A 16,402-nucleotide genomic window follows, 5' to 3' on the forward strand; every position below is an offset into this window, starting at 1 on the left:
TTATCACTTTGCCATTCCTTTTTAAACGAGTATATTTATATATATTTGCTGTGCTACTTTATGCTACTTTGGAAAGCATTGAGCAATAAAACAACTACAATTATGGACTACATCATTTCGCTAGATCAAGGAACTACCAGTTCACGGGCCCTACTCGTTGATAAAGAAGGTAAAATAAAGGGGATGGTACAAAAGGAGTTCAAACAGATTTTTCCAAAATCGGGATGGGTAGAACATGACCCCAAGGAAATTTTAGAATCCCAGATGAGTGTGCTCAATGAATTGATACAAAAGGAAAATGTAGCGGCATCGGACATTAGGGCCATTGGTATTACCAATCAGCGTGAGACGACCATGGTCTGGGACAGGAATACAGGGGAACCGGTGTACAATGCCATTGTTTGGCAAGACAAGCGTACGGCGGATATCTGTGAGGATTTGAAAAATGACGGTTACACCGAGCATGTCCGAAAGACTACCGGCCTTGTCATCGATTCCTATTTTTCCGGAACCAAGGTCAAATGGATTTTGGACAATGTTGCCGGTGCCAAAGCGAAGGCCGATAACGGTGATTTGCTCATGGGTACGGTAGATACCTGGTTGATATGGAACATGACGAACAAGAAAAATCATGTTACGGATTATACCAATGCCTCCAGGACCATGATTTATGACATTGTGAATTTAAAATGGGACGATAAGTTATTGAACGCTTTGGGAATCCCAAAAAATATGTTGCCTACGGTACAACCCTCGGCACATCACTTTGGGGATTATGAAATTGATGGGGTACAGATTCCAATCGCTGGAATTGCGGGAGATCAACAGGCCGCACTTTTTGGCCAAGGCTGTTTTAAAAAGGGAACAGCAAAAAATACGTATGGTACAGGTTGTTTTATGTTGATGAACACTGGAGAAAACCCTCAATTTTCCAAAAATGGACTCTTGACTACCATCGCATATGGGTTGGATGGTAAAGTAAATTACGCTTTGGAAGGAAGTATCTTCATAGCAGGTGCAGCGATACAATGGCTCCGTGACGGATTGGAGTTAATCAAGGATGCCAAGGAAACCGAAGCATTGGCGAATTCCATTGAAGGAGAAAGTTCAGTATATGTGGTGCCTGCCTTTGCCGGTCTCGGTGCACCCTATTGGGATATGTATGCCCGTGGCGCCATATTTGGATTGACCCGTGATACGGGAAAGGCGCACTTGGCAAAAGCGACCTTGGAGTCTTTGGCCTATCAGACCAAGGATATCCTTAAGGCCATGGAAGATGATTCGGGAATTCAATTGGAAAACCTTAGAGTAGATGGTGGGGCCTGTGCCAATAATTATCTAATGCAATTCCAGGCCGATATTTTGGACACCGAGGTGCATCGTCCGGAAGTTATTGAATCCACCGCTATGGGTGCTGCATTTTTAGCAGGCATTCAAGTAGGGTTTTGGACACAGGAAGATATTGATCAAAGCCGGCCTATAGACCGTGTTTTTCAGCCCACTTTTGATCGTGTAAAACGAAAGCGATTGTATAAAAATTGGCAAAAGGCCGTAGATCGCACCAAGGGTTGGGAAGGGTAACTGCCATCAACTGAATTCGTCCTTTCGAAGACGGAATCCTAGGATAAAAAGCACTTAAATACTTCACTTTATTAAGAGTTTAGATCATAAAAAACATTGAAACAGATTCAACATGAATATAAAATTCTCAAATCTGGATAGAACAAAGACCGTTGGAAACCTATCCAAAGGCCAATTTGACTTGGTTGTAATTGGAGGAGGCATTACAGGAGGTGGTATTGCTTTGGATGCAGCTTCACGAGGGTTGAAAGTTGCCTTGGTCGAAAAGGGGGATTTTGCCTCGGGCACCAGTAGCAAATCCACAAAATTGATACATGGGGGATTGCGCTATTTGAAACAATTCGATTTTTGGCTGGTGAAGGAAGTGGGTTCGGAACGGGCCATTGTACATAAATTGGCCCCGCATTTGGTACTTCCGGAAAAGATGTTGCTGCCCTTGATCGAGAATGGCTCTTATGGGAAATGGTTGACTTCCATTGGATTAAAGGTCTATGATATATTGGCACAGGTGTCAGGTGATGATAAACGGAAGATGCTTGAGAAAAAAGAAGCCTTAAAACTGGAACCCCTGTTACCCAAAAAGATACTAAACGGGGCAGGCTATTATGCCGAATACAGAACAGATGATGCGCGCCTTACCATTGAAAATATAAAGACAAGTCTTCAATTTGGGGCACTGGCATTGAATTACGCCGAGGTTGCCGACTTCCTATATACTGATGGTCAAGTTGCCGGGGTAAAAATCAAGGATGGTATTTCTGGAAAAGAATTCGATATTAAATCGAAATATGTAATCAATGCCGCAGGCCCTTGGGTAGATGAACTTCGTGGGATGAACAATTCCAAGAAAGGAAAACAGTTACACTTGACCAAGGGTGTTCATCTGGTATTTCCACATGAAAAACTTCCTGTAAAACAATCCGTTTATTTTGATATTCCGGACGGGCGCATGATGTTTGCCATCCCCCGCGGAAAAATAACATATATAGGAACTACGGATACCAACTTCAACAAGGACAAGGATAACGTTCGGACGGACTTGGCCGATGCTATCTATTTGATATCGGCGGTCAATAATATGTTCCCGAGCATTAATTTGGAAATGGACGATATTATCTCCTCTTGGGCAGGCTTGCGTCCTCTGATCCACGAGGAAGGTAAATCGGCCTCAGAACTTTCAAGAAAAGATGAGATATTTACCTCGGATACCGGACTTATTAGTATCGCCGGTGGAAAGTTGACGGGATACCGAAAAATGGCCGAACGTGTCGTAAACCGAATCGCTAAAAAACTGGAAGAGGACCACAATACCGAAGTGGAGGAGTGCACCACGGATACTATTCCTTTATGTGGCAATGTGGGCTTTAAAAAGTTCAAGCATGTGAAAAAGTATATTTCTGAAATACATAACCGTATAAAAGAAGATGGGTTCACGGCTCACGATGCGTGGTTTTTGGTGACCAATTATGGGAAACAAACAGAGACTATTTTAGATACTTATGCCGAATTAAAGGATAAGGATAATCAGGTAAAAATGGCCAAGGCCGAGCTTCGTTTTGGTATTCAATATGAAATGGTGCAAAACCCTATGGATTTTTTCATCCGGAGGACTGGCAGGTTATATTTTGATATTGATAGTGTACGTAATCTCATGGAGCTTGTTCTAGAGGAATTTAAACTGATTTTTAAGGTGGACGATGCTCAAATCCTGGCATGGAAAGAGGAGCTTTTGGATGAGATTGAAGAGCATTCAAATTTTAGCCTAGAGCGGGTTTAAGGTTGTAAGCTTACCATTTCCTGTGCCCATTCTATAATAGCGAGAATAGTCCCTTCATCCCATTTTCCTTCCTTGCCTTCAAAGGAATTCTTGGCCGTTTCATGTATGGTGTTCCAATGATCCAATCCGGGATACTCCAACAATTTATGATCAGAATGCCCATTTCTTTTTAAGACCTCCAGTATCATTTGATTATCAAAGGAAGACATGATCCAATCATTTGTTCCTCTCAATATTCGTACGGGAACCTTAAGTTTTTCCCATTGACCGGCAAGATTAAAATCCTGTAGTTGTTGATAGTAGCGTACCGGTCTCCCATACATATGTGCAGGACCGTGGTAGTTGAATTTAGCCAGGGCCGGATATGCGTCGACCACTTCCTGATAGGTCTTCTTTTCAATGAGCATCCCATAATATAAAGGGATGAAATAGTCGTTCATTTTTTCTACAATCTCTGCTTCCGTATTCCCTTGAAATTGTAAAATCCTACGTTCAATTTCAAGCATGTGCTCGTACCAAGTCTTAAAAAAAGTCCCATCCGAAATTACACCGGCCAAACTGAATTCATTGGCCAGCAACGGGGCGAGTGCACTTCCCATACTGGAGCCATAGACTACAATTTTATTAGGGTCCACGTAGGGTTTAGATTTTAAGCTCCGTATGGCCGCCCGGTACCCGGCAAGATCCATAAGAAAGTCAGATTGGCCACAATCTCCATCACTATCTCCAACGCCAGGTTTTTCTATGCGCATGACCACCATTCCTGATTTTTCCACCAAATCGGTAATGGTTTGTACCCAGTTTCCTTTTCTTCCGGGATAGGTTTCAATACTGGAACAACTAAGGCCACCGATTAATACTATGGCAGGCTGCTTCCCTTTTTTCTGCGGTTTGGTAATTATGGTCCTCTGGGTAATGCCATAGGTACTGGTGACCTCCTCGTAAAAAGTCTCCAGATTCTTATGTGACTCCATTTCAAGAGGATCAAAACGCACCTCTTTCTTAATTAGTGAACCATTTCTTACCGCCTCTATTTGTATAGGCGTATCTCCTCGAAGTCCATAAAAGATATCGCTCCAGATTTCTTCGTCCAAAATGGAAATCCCATTTACTCGGATTAGCCTATCTCCCGGTAAAAACCCTTCCCTTTCCAGAGGGCTATTTTTTTGAAAGGATTGTATCGTTGCTCCTGGTCCTCCTTCCGATAGAGTTATCTTTGCCTGCCATAGTGCCCTTCTCCCCAAATTTTGTGCGCTCAACAAGCCGCCGATCAATAGAAAAAGAATTAGGAGTAACTCAGGTTTTTTAGCTTCAATTTTCATGGCAATACGATTTTAAGGTTTCTTTAAAATTAGATTGCCTAACTTTAAAATTCCTATGAATTATACGGTTCCCTGTTCTTTTTATGTGAAAAGAGGCCTACGTATGATTTTAATTTTTTAGGAAGATGAAAAGCGCACATGATTTCTACCTGTTTAACTCCAGAATAGCTACGCATATCCTTTTTTGGGTCGCATACTACATTCTGTTCGGATTACTTTGGGCAGGTCAGGAAGGATATATGGCATCCTTTTATTTGGAGTTTGTTTTACTGCCCATTCGTATTTTGGCGGTATATGCGACCATTTATTTTTTGGTGCCTAAATTCCTTTTAAAGCGAAGGTATACCCGATTTTTAGTGGGATATGCGATTATTTTATTATCTGCTGGGATGCTCCAAAGGGTATTTATTCATCTTTTCTATGAAGAGCTACTGCTCAATGATTTTAGTACGGGCCTATTTAGTTTTCGGATGTTCATACGGGCCATGGTCCTGATCAATACTACGGTTTTGTTCGTAATGGGGGTGAAGCTGTTTCAATTATGGGTAATAGAACGGGAAAAGAATGAGCAGAACAACGAAAAGATTCTTGAGCTAAAAGCCAACCGAAGAATTCATCGAGTCTCCACGGGCCACATTGTATACATAGAGGGTCTGGGCAATTATGTGACCTATCACCTTTTGGACAATTCCAAAATAACGGTCTATGGAAGTATAAAAAATGCGCTATCCGCCCTTCCCAAGAACTTTAGAAGAATACATAGATCTTATATTGTAAACAAGGACCATATAAAATCCTATGACTTAAATTCGGTAGAGGTGCAAAATCAGTTTATTCCTAGGGGAAGTAGTACAAATGATGATTTGCTTTTGGGTTAAGGACTACAACGAAATTAGTTCAATTTGTTGGTCAAGGCCTTAAAGGATTTTTTGGCATTTTTTCCTTCGTACAGCACTTCATAAACAGCATCTATAATCGGTGTCTTTACCTTCTTTTTAAGCTTTGATTTAATTTCGTAGGTACTCTTGGTCGCGTAATATCCCTCCGCTACCATATTCATCTCCATCATAGCGCTTTTTACGGTATAACCTTTACCGATCATATTGCCGAACATTCGATTACGACTAAAGATAGAATAGCCCGTAACCAAGAGATCCCCTAAATAGGCCGATTCATTAATGTTACGATCAATATTGTGAATACGTTTTGTAAAGCGTTTCATTTCACGGATGGCATTGCTCATAAGGACACTCTGAAAATTATCGCCATAACCGAGTCCATGTGCAATTCCGGCCGCAACAGCGTAAATGTTCTTGAGCATGGCCGCATATTCCGTACCGATAATGTCCTTGGTAATCTTGGTTTTGATATAATGGCTATTGAGATTTTTCGCTATCAGTTTCGCCTTCTTCCCATCCGCACAAGCTATGGTCAAGTAAGAAAGTCGCTCTAGGGCTACTTCTTCGGCATGGCAGGGCCCGGTGATGACCCCTATATTCTCAAATGGGATATGATATTTTTCATGAAAATGTTCTCCAACGATTAATCCGGTCTCCGGAACGATACCCTTTATCGCGGAAAAAATAATTTTATCCGTTATGGGAACTGTCAATTTTAGCAACTCACTTTCCAGAAAGGCGGAAGGAATGGCAAATATTAGGATGTCCGCTTCGGATACGGCCGTATCGATGGTATTGGTCAATTGTAGCTTGTCCAGGTCCAATGCTACCGAGGATAGATAATTGGGGTTGTGCCCTTGGATTTTGATATACCCGATTGCATCAGGGTTTCGCATATACCAAATAACGTTGTCCAAGTTTTCCGTCAGCATTTTTATTAGGGCCGTGGCCCAACTTCCGCCACCGAGAACAGCGAATTTCAAGTCTTTATCCATGTATCTTTTTTGGACCAGGTAGGTTTTTCATTTACAGGTCAAAAATACTTAAAATAAAAACCCTCACCTTAAGTATTGATTATCAAATGTTTAAAAAATTTGGCATAGTGGTTGTTTTGTATTAATCAAATTGTAATACCATAGATTATGAAAGCAAAACTACTTTTTGGAATAGTGCTAATAGGAACTTTAATGAGTTCCTGTTATACGGAAGTAATCGTAGAGGACGAATTTATCGAGGATTCCGCTTTTAATACCGATTTGGTGTTACAGTCATACGACCTCTGGTATGTAGATATCAACCACACCCGCGGCAATGGTGAAGTTCCTTTCCTCCAACGAGCCTTTACCATTTCCTTTGACAATGGTGTAGTATATGCCAACAACAATATTGTAGGGATAGGTAAAACGGGAAATGGTTTGGGAATAGATATTGGGTATTATTCTACCTTGAAGGGTGCGGTGGAGATAGATCATGATGTGGACGGACCGTGGCTTTTGGAAGTTTTTGCCGTAAATGGAAACGCTATTGAATTGTACGATGGTCGTTCCAATACCTCGTATTTTCTAAGAGGGTATAAGCGAAACAATTTTGACTATGACCTGGTATTCTATGACAATATCAATTACTTTATACAAGAGTATGATGCTTGGGAAAAAGTCTTTACCAGCGAGGAAGGGGCCATCAATGATTTTGACAATGAAAACTTTTTACAGTTTCTCCCAGGTTTCTTTAGGTCCTCAATTGATGCTGTAGGAACACCGATTTCGAATCTTCAATGGGATTTTGAAGGAGATTATCAGGTGTATGACGTAGAAAACGATGAAACGCTCAAAACTTTAACACTCGCTTACGACTTCATGGACAATGATTACTTTGAGTTGTACGTTATCAATGATAGTACAATTGAATTGTATCACCCGGACAGCGGAACAATATATGAGTTCCGTGGAAGAGGGTACCAGCAATACTTAAAATCTGGTAAAGGCTCAGAAGCTAAAAAGAGAACGAAAACTTCCAATCCGATTATGAAGGTAAAACGAAAAAGAAATAAATAAAGATTTTTGGTTGGTTATTTAGTTAGGAATCGCTCCAGTCCCATTACGTGGATTTGGGGCGGTTTTTTTATGAAGACCGCGTTATGTGCCTTTGTTTAAATTCCGAGGGATTTTCTTGGGTTACCTTTTTGAAAATGCGATTAAAATAGGAAAGGCTTTCAAATCCACATTCATAGCAGGTCTCACTAATGTTTTTACCGAGGAGCAGTAACCGCTTTGCCTGACTGATGCGGTACTGGTTTAAAAAATTGGTAAAAGTGGTTCCGGTGGTTTTCTTAAAATAACGACAAAAGGCCGGTTTGCTTAAATTGCAGAGAGAGGCAACCTCCTCCAACGGTATTTTATTTTGATAGCGGTCATCTATCAAGGCGTAGATTTCACGAATTCGTGCCTGTTCCTTATGGCTATACCTATTAACAAAGGGTTTGCTATGGAGCAGTTCAAACTCCTTACTTCCAGCGAGGAACCTAAGAATGGAAAGGATTTCCATAAAAAACTCGAAAGAATCCAACAAATGAAGTCTCTTCATCCGTTTACCAGCTTCCGCTTTAGTGGCACCGGTAAAGGCCAGCCCATACTTTGAAAGCTCCATAAGACGGTCCAAGGATTGCAGCTCGGGCATTTGGGCTGTTATGGACTGTTTGAACGAAGGTTTTATGTGCAACACTTCTTTTCTGTAGGAAGTAGTAACCCCATGATCAAAATTAAGATGGGGAATATTGGACCCTATCAATACCAAATCGTTATCCGTAAACTGTGAAATGTGGTCACCTACATGTCGGGTAGCACTGGCCCCTTCTATGTAGACCAACTCAAACTCCGGATGAAAATGCCAGTAGAAAAGATGGTTCAACTTGGGATCGTGCAACAGTCGAAACGGACTTTTGGAATCTGAACGAATGTCTTCCAGCTGGATTTTCATCCTTAAATATAACAAAATTGCCATATTTAGGTGGATTTGGCAGTTAAAAAATCAATATAGTTCAAATAATGGTCAATATGAAGGTGGATTTTTGAAATGAACAGAAGTAGTTTTACCCCTATCAATTAAGTTACATAACTAAACATATATATCATGCAACAGACAAAAACAAAGATGGAAATGGCCAATAAGGCCCATGAAGAAATTCCGGGAAATCCATCCACGGCCACTAGTAGTAAAATCAAATTAAGTGATAGATCCAATGGGAAACCTTTGCGCGTTTTAAGTGAAGAGGATTGGCAATTTTGGATACATAATGGTTATATCGTTATAAAAAATGCGATTCCCAAGGAGCAGGCCAAAGCTACGGCAGACTTTATATGGGAGTTTGATGAAAAGGATCCAAACGATGCGGAAACTTGGTATGCCCCTGCTAGGGCCGAAATGCAGATGAAGGAATTGACCGGTACAGGAATGGTAGAGGTCTATAATAATCAACATTTATGGAACAACCGTCAGGCCCAACGCGTCTATGATGCCTTTGTAGATGTTTGGGGTACGGAAAAACTTTGGGTGACCATAGATCGGGCCAATCTCAATTTTCCTTTATCGCCCGGAGTAGATAAAAAGGGTTTTATCCATTGGGATTACGACCCGGAGACCAGACCCCAGAACGTACAGGGCGTATTGGCATTGGCGGATCAAACGGACGAAAACATGGGCGGTTTCCAGTGCATTCCCTGGCTTTATAGAAACTACGATAGTTGGAAACTCACACAACCGGAGGACCGGGATAGATTCCAACCCGATATTTCGGATTTGGAGGATAAAATTGTAAAGGTTAAGATGGAGGCCGGCGACCTATTGATTTTCAATAGTACGGAACCCCATGGCATACGGCCCAATAAATCCAAGGACAAAGTACGTGTTGCCCAATACATTTCCATGATGCCGGCAGAAGAAGACAACCCGGAACTAAAGGAATGGCGCATCAATTCTTGGAAAAATAGGGTGGCCCCCGAAGGATATGCATTTCCCGGCGACCCCAGAAATTGGGAACAGACCAAATATGACACCGCTAAGTTATCGTCACTCGGGGAGCGATTGTTAGGGCTTAAAAATTGGTAATCCTTATTTTGGATTACTCCAAAGTACCTTTGTAAAAAGGTTGAAAGGGATGGATTTCAACACGGAACAGATTATTCTTCACGGCAATATCCTCCAAGAGCAAACTTTTGGCTTCGGCCAAATTTTTGCTTTTTAGGATAAGCATTCCGGTATCACTATACCTCGCCCCAATAACGATAATACTGTCCGACCTTAATTTGGAGAGATGTGAAGAGTGTTCCTTAAAATAGGTCTGTTCCCCGGGAGATTTACTGGAATCCCAACTATCCCCTAGAGTATACAGTGCAACAAAGTAATTGTCTTCCTTCTCCTGTGAATAGTTTAAAAATGGAAAAACCAATAAGGATAGAAAGATAAGAGCCTTTTTCATTATCGTGTATATTTTACCAAACGGATTATTGTATTCCCAATATTGGGAGTAATCTTAAAATAGTTCTTTAAAAATAAATCAAAACTTCAATATAAAAATGTAAAACCTGCGGAGGAAGTATAATTAACCTTATTTTTGCGGCCTTAAATTCATAAGGTTTGAAGAAATATCTAAATCTTTTTGATTTTTCACAGGAGGTAAATTACAAAACGGAAATCCTTTCGGGTCTTACCGTAGCCTTGGCTTTGGTGCCAGAAGCCATTGCCTTTGCCCTGATCGCTGGCTTGTCCCCATTAACGGGATTGTATGCTGCATTTGTCATGGGTTTGGTCACATCAATTCTGGGAGGTCGTCCTGGAATGATTTCCGGAGCTACTGGGGCCGTAGCTGTTGTTATCGTTTCCTTGGCCAAGGATTTTGGGGTAGAATACGTTTTTGCCACAGTCATATTGGCCGGTCTTCTTCAAATGGCCGCAGGATTCCTTCGATTGGGTAAACTGATGCGTTTGGTACCACATCCCGTTATTTTTGGTTTTGTAAACGGTTTGGCCATCATCATCTTTATGTCCCAGTTGGTACAGTTCCAGGATACGGAGGGCCATTGGCTTACGGGCACCCCACTATATATTTTGTTGGGATTGGTATTGCTAACGATGTTTATTATTTGGGGGCTTCCAAGGCTAAGCAAGGTGGTGCCATCCTCCTTGGTCGCTATCCTCACCATTTTTGGTATCGTGGTCTTCTTTGATATTGATACTAGGACCATTGGAGATATTGCTTCCATAAAAGGTGGGTTTCCACCTTTTCATATACCGGAGATTCCATTTTCCTTTGAGACGCTACAAATTATTTTCCCCTACGCTGCCGTAGTGGCCGGAGTAGGATTGATAGAAAGCCTGTTAACCTTAAATATCGTTGACGAGATTACGGAAACTAGAGGCCGTGGTAATAAAGAGGCAGTGGCACAGGGTACCGCCAATATTCTTTCCGGCTTCTTTTCTGGAATGGGCGGGTGTGCTATGATCGGACAAAGTTTGATCAACACCTCTAATGGGGCCAGGGCAAGACTTTCGGGGATTGTGGCCGCAGTAATGCTTTTGGTGTTCATTATGTTCGGTGCCGGACTCATTGAACGTGTTCCCATGGCCGCTTTAACAGGACTTATGATTATGGTTGCCTTGGGCACTTTTGAATGGGCCAGCCTACGCACTTTCCGACGGATGCCAAAATCGGATGTCTTGGTGATGGTACTGGTTACCCTGGTCACTGTTTTCCTTCATAACCTGGCCTTAGCGGTGTTGGTAGGAGTCATTATTTCGGCCTTGGTCTTTGCATGGGACAATGCCAAACGTATTCGTGCGCGAAAATATATTGATGATGAGGGTGTAAAACATTACGAAATATATGGCCCGCTATTCTTTGGTTCTACCACATTATTTGCTGAAAAATTCGAGGTACTCAATGATCCCAACGAAGTAGTAATTGATTTTAGAGAAAGCCGCGTAGTGGACATGTCCGCTATTGAAGCTTTGAACAAGATTACGGAACGGTATCAAAAAGTAGGTAAAAAAGTTCACTTGCGGCATTTAAGCAAGGACTGTATCCGCTTGTTGCAAAATGCGGATGATATTATAGAAGTGAATGTTTTGGAAGACCCAACCTATAAAGTGGTGGTGGATAAAATTCAATAAAAGAATTGAAGGAAGGAGTGTTGGAAAAAATCTGGGAACAATCACCTTTCTTTTTTAGTAATATTTATTGCCTTGCGCGATATGCTATAACCACCTGCCCATCCTACCCAGTTTTTTAATGAAATTTGTTTTTGGAAGGACTTGAACTCTAGGTCGGTCCCATTTTTTAAACTAATCGTCAGGTCTTTCATAGCGCATCTATTTGAAGCGGTTCATTTGTTATATGACGATTCAGTCTGATGAAACAGGACAAAATTTTTTAAAAAACTCAAATTTTTTCAGATTTCAACTTGCCCCCAATAAGAATCCAGGCTTAACTATATCCACTTTTGACTTAAAGTGACCAGTAAGCGCATCACATTTACTTAATCTTCAGGTTCCTTGTGATTATGCCCAACCAAAAGACTATCCTGTTGATAATCGTTTACCAAAAGCGACAGCTTGGTATCTGTGCTGTCCAAATGTTGCATAAACTCCTGGTAGGGTATATTTTTCTTGGTATTCCAGATACGTTCATTCATTACGGGAAGTCTTTTTCGAAGACTAACAAACTCAAGCTCCTGCGGTTGCTCCCAGGTACACATCTGAGCTCCTATGACCAATGGTGATTCTTCCACTTGAATAGGGACGATGGACGGGGCCCTACTCCACCAATTTTCCCATCGCCACATGTTCCATTCGTAGATTGTCTTGGGTTCCCATTTCTTTTCATTGACCACATAAATGGGTTTCCATGAAGTATTCACCACAGTATAGCCATCTTCTATCAGTTCATTTGGCAAATAGCGATTGGTCTCAAATTCGAATACAATCATATCTTTTGGAATCTCCACTTGGCCTTTACGGGTGAACCCTTCCCAAACACAGGTCCGCTTCCCGTATTTTTTGACAATTTCGTTTACCCTTACTAGAAAATGCCGATAGAGTTCGTGTACATCCTCATTGCCTAAATTATGGGATTTCATATAGCTTTGTACATGGGGATCTTCCATAACTTTGGAAAAGCGTGCCTCATCACCACCAATATGGAAATAGGGTGTTGTCTCAAAAATTAGGGCAATTTCACCGATCAAAGCATCCAAAGCAATGTATACTTCTTCCTTGCCCATATTAATGATATAAGGATTTTCCTCATGGTCTTTGATCCCAAAGAGGTTGGGATATGCAGTAACCAAGGATTTGGCGTGGCCGGGGATATCTATTTCAGGAATGATGGTAACCCCACGTTTCTGTGAGTAGCTTTCCAATTCCTCCAAATTGGCAAAGGAATAATGTCGATTGGGTGTTGGAAGCTGAGGATATTTTTTGGAAGGCAATGTATAGCTTTGGTCGTCCGTAAAATGGAGTTGTACATAATTGGTCTTATAATAAGAGGCCAAGTCTATTAGCTTTTTTACCGTTTCCATACTATGCCAATTACGCGCAAGATCGATCATAAGTCCACGGTATTGGGTATCTGGATGGTCATACAGTTGCACCTGTGGGAATAGCAATTCCTTGCCTTCCACATGGGCCATTTGCAACAAGGTGGTTCGGGCCATAGCCACAGCCTGATAGCTTCCAGCAGTTACATCGATTCGATTTTCAATATGAATCCGGTAACCATCGTTCACCAAGGCAGTATCGATTTCAAAACGAATATCGGCCAACTCGGAAGTGCTAGTCGTCAAATCGATATTCGTCAAGGTTTTGAGTTCATCGGCAAAAAGCGATAACAAAGGTTTAAGTCTTTCATTGGAAGTGTACATCTTACTTTCTGCTGAGAGTATTAACGCCTTGTCTCCCAAAATCAGTTCTTTTGGAACGGGAATTACGGCTACATCAAGTTGCTGGTCTTTAAGATTGTTTTCTTGACGACAGGAGATACAAAGTAGAAATGCGAAGAAAACGAATAGGTAATTTTTCATAATATTTAGGTTGTTGCATAGTATTGGTGCGGTAATCGTTATTTCGCATTCGATAGGTCGCTATAAAAAGCATCCTCGTCAACCACCAGTGTAGTGAGCTCTACAGTGTGTCCATCGGGGTCTTTGGTATAGATGGAGTAAAAATAATGATGGTCTTGAAATTCGTACTTTAGATTCAATGCGTCATATTTCTTTTTTGCCTTTTCAAAGTTGTCCCGAGTTACATTAAAGGCGAAATGATCTATTTTAACATTTTTTGAATTCGCATCAAGTACACTATGTTTTTCGTTGGCGGGGAACAAAGCGATACCGGATTTGCCTGCTAGCATAAAGATTGGGAAAGACCCCCACTCTGGAAGCTTGTACCGTTTTAACCCAAGTACTTTTTCATACCAATCCACAGAGGCATTAATATCCTTGACCCGAATGGCCACGTGATCTAAAAAATCAATCTTAAAATCCATTTTTAGGGATAAACTAGTTTTGTCAATTAGACTATTTGGGATTATATGCTTAATCTACAATTCTCTGTTGAACCACACCATTTTTTATTACCGCATTTATTTCCAAGGTATTTTTTATAGTCTCCAAGGGGTTTTTATCCAACAGCACCATATTTGCAATTTTACCCGTTTCAATAGATCCAAGGCTATCGGCAGCCTTCATCATAGTTGCAGCGTTCAAGGTGCCCATTTTAATAATATCCAATGGCTCCATGCCACCCATTTCAAGAAGCTGCATTTCTTCATGTAAACTATATCCCGGTAGAACAAAGGTATTTCCAGTGTCCGTACCCAGTACCATGTTCACACCATTCTTAAAAAGTTCTTGGATATCTTCAACTTGAAACGTAATGACATCAATGAGTTCAATATTTTCAGTTTTTAGATAATCGCTCATAAAGTCAACATAATCCTTAGCACGAAATATAAAGCCAGGATCTTCCATGCCCATTAAATAACTCTTATCATAGACCTCCTGTACTTTTTGTTCCTCGATCCATTCAGGGTGTAAGGGATACAAAAAACTTTTATCCAGCATTAAAGTAGTCACCCAAGAAATACTATCGCGGTATATTTTGTTTACAAGTGCATCATCTCTTTGAAAATCGAGATCTACGCCCGTAAAATGGACAATATTTCGGATATTGGCATCGATAGCCATTTGCAGTTCAACATTGTCGCTAACATGTACAAATACCTCCAACCCATTTTTGTTCGCTTCCTTTTGTACTTTATTAATGAACTCCTGTGGCATCCGTTCTACTAGGGGAGGGTGAGGGCCGTCTTCTATGGTGAGTTTTATGCCCTGAATGGGGTGCTGTGCGACTTCTTTCACCAATTCTTCGATTTGTAATGTGTCTCGAAGAAAGAAAACCGTCTTCCCTTCTCGCCACCGACTGGACCCATAGGTTTTTACGGGATGTCTCCCCTCCATGGTAAAATGTTGACTGGTATGAAACACCTTGGGAGCAGGCAAGGTATCCTGATTTCCCATATCTCGCATTTCCTTGTAATAACTATTGGTGCATATACCACCCCCGGTAATGAATATGGAGGTCACCCCAAAATGGATGAACTTGGGAAAATCCTTTTTATAGGACCCGGTATGTACATGACAATCAAACAGTCCGGGAATCAGGAATTTTCCACTACCATCAATTACTTTGGCTTTTTGAACAAGTTCTTTTGCATCAATGGCCACGATTCTATTTCCTTTGATGCCTATGTTTACATTTTTTTGGAGACCAGACCCTGTACCATCAATGAGATTCACATTGGAAATAACCAGATCAAATGCAGAATTCTCTTCTGGCGCGCACGTTGAAAGGAAAAGCAGGATTACGATATATATATTTTTCATATTGGCGGCAATGAGTAGCAAAACCTAATTCCTAGTACCCTAAATATACAATAGATTTTTCTGCCATAGAGTTCCCTATCCTCTTGGGTATTTACCGGGGTTTACTAACCGTATGGCTTAAAATGAAGTCCACTATGGGTTCAGGGTCTTCCAGGCTATGGGGATGGTGACCCACACCTTCCTTGCGGATCAATTTAATTTTTCCACCTGCTTCCTCAAAATTCTTGGCCAATACTTCCGTATTTTCGAAATGGGGAACTACCTTATCGGCATCCCCAAAAACATGTAGGACCGGGACTTGGGCCTTAGCAAGATCCACACAGGTATGTATTGGACTCCCCTCAAAATCCATAACTGAATTTTCATCCAAACCATGGGCCTGCAAACAAGCTTCCCAATCTTTAGGACTTCCAATTCCTGTAAATAGACCTCCGGGCCAACTTTTGATATCACAAACAGGCGCATCAGCATAAATACACGCTACTTTTTCGGTGTTTTGGGATGCCCAATTGTAAATGATTAATCCGCCCCTACTTAATCCTTCCAAAACTACTTTTTGATTTAGATCGTATTTTTTGGAAATGAAGGTATAATAAGCGTTCCATAGATTAACAGCTTCCTCATTTCCGAACAGGTCGGCGACATCAATGTAGACAACATGAAACCCTTTTTCCAGGAGTGCCTTGTCCACCTGCGGTTCAACACCCCAAAACCTGGCCCTCCAGATCCAGAAACCATTCTCGTTTTTTGTATGGGGGAATACGATTTTTGCCTTATGTCCCTTAAATGAAAACTCTTTAATTCCATATTCGGCAAATACCTTATCCTCTCTACACGAGCTTAAGCTGAGTATGAGTATAATACAGGGCAACAACGGTAGTTTCATTT

Annotated in this window: 14 protein-coding genes; 6 read left to right on the forward strand and 8 right to left on the reverse strand. The window is 41.2% G+C overall.

What is annotated here, in order from left to right:
* The first annotated feature begins 102 nt into the window (after nucleotides 1–102).
* The gene (glpK, locus tag D7Z94_RS04140; protein WP_120710861.1) at nucleotides 103–1,581 is read left to right on the forward strand and encodes a glycerol kinase GlpK; all 1,479 of its coding nucleotides are present in this window, start codon (nucleotides 103–105) and stop codon (nucleotides 1,579–1,581) included.
* 112 nt (nucleotides 1,582–1,693) lie between these two features.
* The gene (locus D7Z94_RS04145) at nucleotides 1,694–3,358 is read left to right on the forward strand and encodes a glycerol-3-phosphate dehydrogenase/oxidase (protein ID WP_120710245.1); all 1,665 of its coding nucleotides are present in this window, start codon (nucleotides 1,694–1,696) and stop codon (nucleotides 3,356–3,358) included.
* Here the strand turns inward: D7Z94_RS04145 and D7Z94_RS04150 are convergent.
* Nucleotides 3,355–4,680, reverse strand: a complete 1,326-nt coding sequence (locus D7Z94_RS04150) for an alpha/beta fold hydrolase (RefSeq protein ID WP_120710246.1) — start codon at nucleotides 4,678–4,680, stop codon at nucleotides 3,355–3,357. The genes D7Z94_RS04145 and D7Z94_RS04150 overlap by 4 nt on opposite strands.
* A gap of 125 nt (nucleotides 4,681–4,805) precedes the next feature.
* On the opposite strand from D7Z94_RS04150, the gene D7Z94_RS04155 reads away from it, so the two are divergent.
* The gene (locus D7Z94_RS04155) at nucleotides 4,806–5,558 is read left to right on the forward strand and encodes a LytR/AlgR family response regulator transcription factor (protein ID WP_120710247.1); all 753 of its coding nucleotides are present in this window, start codon (nucleotides 4,806–4,808) and stop codon (nucleotides 5,556–5,558) included.
* Nucleotides 5,559–5,572: 14 nt separating this feature from the next.
* Here the strand turns inward: D7Z94_RS04155 and D7Z94_RS04160 are convergent, their stop codons facing one another.
* Nucleotides 5,573–6,574 carry an NAD(P)H-dependent glycerol-3-phosphate dehydrogenase gene (locus D7Z94_RS04160; protein ID WP_120710248.1) on the reverse strand — a complete coding sequence of 334 codons (1,002 nt, stop codon included), beginning with the start codon at nucleotides 6,572–6,574 and terminating at the stop codon, nucleotides 5,573–5,575.
* 147 nt (nucleotides 6,575–6,721) lie between these two features.
* Here D7Z94_RS04160 and D7Z94_RS04165 point away from each other — a divergent pair, with 147 nt between their 5' ends.
* Nucleotides 6,722–7,633, forward strand: coding sequence for a nicotinic acid mononucleotide adenyltransferase (locus D7Z94_RS04165; RefSeq protein ID WP_120710249.1), 912 nt, complete (start codon nucleotides 6,722–6,724; stop codon nucleotides 7,631–7,633).
* A 67-nt stretch (nucleotides 7,634–7,700) separates the two neighbouring features.
* Here the strand turns inward: D7Z94_RS04165 and D7Z94_RS04170 are convergent, their stop codons facing one another.
* The gene (locus tag D7Z94_RS04170) at nucleotides 7,701–8,579 is read right to left on the reverse strand and encodes an AraC family transcriptional regulator (RefSeq protein WP_245967130.1); all 879 of its coding nucleotides are present in this window, start codon (nucleotides 8,577–8,579) and stop codon (nucleotides 7,701–7,703) included.
* 129 nt (nucleotides 8,580–8,708) lie between these two features.
* On the opposite strand from D7Z94_RS04170, the gene D7Z94_RS04175 reads away from it, so the two are divergent.
* On the forward strand, nucleotides 8,709–9,683 hold the full coding sequence (locus tag D7Z94_RS04175; protein WP_120710251.1) for a phytanoyl-CoA dioxygenase family protein: 975 nt from the start codon (nucleotides 8,709–8,711) through the stop codon (nucleotides 9,681–9,683).
* A gap of 13 nt (nucleotides 9,684–9,696) precedes the next feature.
* Here D7Z94_RS04175 and D7Z94_RS04180 read toward each other — a convergent pair whose 3' ends face one another.
* Nucleotides 9,697–10,053, reverse strand: coding sequence for a YciI family protein (locus D7Z94_RS04180; RefSeq protein ID WP_120710252.1), 357 nt, complete (start codon nucleotides 10,051–10,053; stop codon nucleotides 9,697–9,699).
* Nucleotides 10,054–10,211: 158 nt separating this feature from the next.
* Between D7Z94_RS04180 and D7Z94_RS04185 the strand changes: the two genes are divergently transcribed.
* A complete protein-coding gene (locus tag D7Z94_RS04185; RefSeq protein WP_120710253.1) occupies nucleotides 10,212–11,744 on the forward strand; it encodes a SulP family inorganic anion transporter in 1,533 nt (510 codons plus the stop codon).
* 365 nt (nucleotides 11,745–12,109) lie between these two features.
* On the opposite strand, the gene D7Z94_RS04190 is transcribed toward D7Z94_RS04185, so the two are convergent.
* The 4 genes from D7Z94_RS04190 to D7Z94_RS04205 all read right to left on the reverse strand — a co-directional run bounded on the left by D7Z94_RS04190 (nucleotide 12,110) and on the right by D7Z94_RS04205 (nucleotide 16,400).
* Nucleotides 12,110–13,651, reverse strand: coding sequence for a family 20 glycosylhydrolase (locus D7Z94_RS04190; protein WP_120710254.1), 1,542 nt, complete (start codon nucleotides 13,649–13,651; stop codon nucleotides 12,110–12,112).
* A 38-nt stretch (nucleotides 13,652–13,689) separates the two neighbouring features.
* Nucleotides 13,690–14,115, reverse strand: a complete 426-nt coding sequence (locus tag D7Z94_RS04195) for a VOC family protein (protein WP_120710255.1) — start codon at nucleotides 14,113–14,115, stop codon at nucleotides 13,690–13,692.
* Nucleotides 14,116–14,164: 49 nt separating this feature from the next.
* Nucleotides 14,165–15,514, reverse strand: coding sequence for an amidohydrolase family protein (locus tag D7Z94_RS04200; RefSeq protein WP_120710256.1), 1,350 nt, complete (start codon nucleotides 15,512–15,514; stop codon nucleotides 14,165–14,167).
* Nucleotides 15,515–15,605: 91 nt separating this feature from the next.
* On the reverse strand, nucleotides 15,606–16,400 hold the full coding sequence (locus tag D7Z94_RS04205) for an alpha/beta hydrolase family protein (protein WP_120710257.1): 795 nt from the start codon (nucleotides 16,398–16,400) through the stop codon (nucleotides 15,606–15,608).
* Nucleotides 16,401–16,402 lie beyond the last annotated feature (2 nt).

Source organism: Ulvibacterium marinum (assembly GCF_003626755.1).
In the GTDB taxonomy this organism is placed as follows: Bacteria; Bacteroidota; Bacteroidia; order Flavobacteriales; family Flavobacteriaceae; genus Ulvibacterium; species Ulvibacterium marinum.

What these genes read in the sequence shown, in the direction of transcription:
- glpK (WP_120710861.1), top strand. Translation starts at nt 103, where the DNA reads ATGGACTACATCATTTCGCTAGATCAAGGAACTACCAGTTCACGGGCC.
- D7Z94_RS04145 (WP_120710245.1), top strand. Translation starts at nt 1,694, where the DNA reads ATGAATATAAAATTCTCAAATCTGGATAGAACAAAGACCGTTGGAAAC.
- D7Z94_RS04150 (WP_120710246.1), bottom strand. Translation starts at nt 4,680, where the DNA reads ATGAAAATTGAAGCTAAAAAACCTGAGTTACTCCTAATTCTTTTTCTA.
- D7Z94_RS04155 (WP_120710247.1), top strand. Translation starts at nt 4,806, where the DNA reads ATGAAAAGCGCACATGATTTCTACCTGTTTAACTCCAGAATAGCTACG.
- D7Z94_RS04160 (WP_120710248.1), bottom strand. Translation starts at nt 6,574, where the DNA reads ATGGATAAAGACTTGAAATTCGCTGTTCTCGGTGGCGGAAGTTGGGCC.
- D7Z94_RS04165 (WP_120710249.1), top strand. Translation starts at nt 6,722, where the DNA reads ATGAAAGCAAAACTACTTTTTGGAATAGTGCTAATAGGAACTTTAATG.
- D7Z94_RS04170 (WP_245967130.1), bottom strand. Translation starts at nt 8,579, where the DNA reads ATGGCAATTTTGTTATATTTAAGGATGAAAATCCAGCTGGAAGACATT.
- D7Z94_RS04175 (WP_120710251.1), top strand. Translation starts at nt 8,709, where the DNA reads ATGCAACAGACAAAAACAAAGATGGAAATGGCCAATAAGGCCCATGAA.
- D7Z94_RS04180 (WP_120710252.1), bottom strand. Translation starts at nt 10,053, where the DNA reads ATGAAAAAGGCTCTTATCTTTCTATCCTTATTGGTTTTTCCATTTTTA.
- D7Z94_RS04190 (WP_120710254.1), bottom strand. Translation starts at nt 13,651, where the DNA reads ATGAAAAATTACCTATTCGTTTTCTTCGCATTTCTACTTTGTATCTCC.
- D7Z94_RS04195 (WP_120710255.1), bottom strand. Translation starts at nt 14,115, where the DNA reads ATGGATTTTAAGATTGATTTTTTAGATCACGTGGCCATTCGGGTCAAG.
- D7Z94_RS04200 (WP_120710256.1), bottom strand. Translation starts at nt 15,514, where the DNA reads ATGAAAAATATATATATCGTAATCCTGCTTTTCCTTTCAACGTGCGCG.
- D7Z94_RS04205 (WP_120710257.1), bottom strand. Translation starts at nt 16,400, where the DNA reads ATGAAACTACCGTTGTTGCCCTGTATTATACTCATACTCAGCTTAAGC.